Source organism: Bradyrhizobium cosmicum (assembly GCF_032290525.1).
GTDB classification, from domain to species: Bacteria; Pseudomonadota; Alphaproteobacteria; order Rhizobiales; family Xanthobacteraceae; genus Bradyrhizobium; species Bradyrhizobium cosmicum_A.
Window position 1 is genome coordinate 1 of sequence record NZ_JASXTA010000074.1, and the last position, 774, is coordinate 774.

Here is a 774-nt window from a genome sequence, read left to right on the forward strand (position 1 = left end):
TTCTTCTTTCCCAGGCCTATCGGCTTGATGCTGCGCTCGACCGTATTGCTGTCGATCTCGATGCGTCCGTCATCGATGAAGCGCGTCAGGCCGTCCCAATGGTTGAGGGTGTAGCGGATGGCTTTGCCCAGACCGGACTTCTTCGAGACTTCCAGCAGTCGCGCCTCGAGCCAGGGTTTGAAGTCCTCGATCAGCGGCCTAGTGTCGGATTGCCGCACCGTAGCTCGCTGCGTCGCCGGCAAACCGCGAATGCGATCCTCAATGGCGTAGAACATCGCGATCCGCTGCAGCGCTTCCGCGGCAATCGGCGACTTCGTCGCGACGTGAACGTCCCAGAACTTCCGCCGCGCATGCGCGAAGCAGAACGCAAGTTGCATCAGACGGCCGCCGTTCTTGATCAGGCCCTTGTAGGCAGCATAGCCATCGACCTGCAGGATGCCGTCGTAATCTCCAAACAGCTGCCTGGCGCGGATCGCCTTGCGATCCTCGGCGAACACGTAGACCACTGCCGGCGGCGCCGGGCCGCCCCACGGGCGGTCGTCGGTCGCGATCGCCCAGAACTGGCAGACTTTGGTTCTGCCACGGCCGGGATCGAGAACTGGCAGCGGCGTCTCGTCGGCAAACAGCCGCGGGTAGGACATCACTGCGCGGCGCAACAGCGCGTGAAGCGGCTTCAGCCACCAGGCGACGCGGCCCATCCACGAGGCCAGCGTTTGCCGGTCGAGCGTGATGCCTTGGGCGGCAAACATCTGTTCCTGGCGATACAGCGGCAGC

Annotated in this window: 1 protein-coding gene; it reads right to left on the bottom strand. The window is 63.8% G+C overall.

All coding sequences use genetic code 11. The features are described from left to right. A partial coding sequence (gene tnpC, locus QSV46_RS39075) for an IS66 family transposase (RefSeq protein WP_314964007.1) occupies positions 1-749 on the bottom strand: 749 nt, incomplete at its 3' end. Positions 750-774: the final 25 nt, after the last annotated feature.